The 592-nt window shown below is 64.2% G+C and carries 1 protein-coding gene; it reads right to left on the reverse strand.

All coding sequences use genetic code 11. The annotated features are described in order from the left end of the window. A partial coding sequence (locus AC0AIB_RS31080; RefSeq protein WP_465098059.1) for a hypothetical protein occupies nt 1–241 on the reverse strand: 241 nt, incomplete at its 3' end. Between the last annotated feature and the right edge of the window lie 351 nt (nt 242–592).

Consider the following 592-nt stretch of genomic DNA (forward strand, 5'->3'; position numbering starts at 1 on the left):
CACTGAAGAGGGTGAGTCCTTCTGAGCCGCTCGTCCCATGTGCCTCGATCTTGGTAACCGCTTCCGGGCAGGGAACGAAGGCAAATGGGTTGTCCATGAGTTCCTCGATCACGTCCGCCAGGCGGGTCGGATCGCCGTCGGGCAGTGAAGTCCCGGGTGCGCGGCCCGCCTGACCGTGGATGAGGCTGTTGAGATCAAGGCGCCACTGCACGCCATGCTCGAAGTCATGGATGTCAACCATCCACCCGAGGGTGGGTTTGCAGGAGACCCGGATCGTCCGAGGGCCACTCCGGGTAATGAGGAAGTCGCCCTCCTGCCGCGGAAGACTACGAGCTTCCCATCCCTTCGACGCCTCGTTGGCCCGCAGCCTGTTGTTCGCCACGACCTGGGCGACGGGAATGCCCCGCCCGACCAACGCATCCGCTAGGCGGACGATCCGGCACATCTCCGGCTCATCCCACTTCCAAGGGCTCGCCTCCTCGCGTCTGCCCCTCCAAGCAGCGATGCGCTCGTGGAAAGCGTCAGCCAGGACTCCCTCGCCCGTGCGTGGATCCCAGATACGAGGAGAACCTTCGTCGGCAGGACCGTATAT

The organism is Micromonospora sp. DSM 43699 (assembly GCF_055517075.1).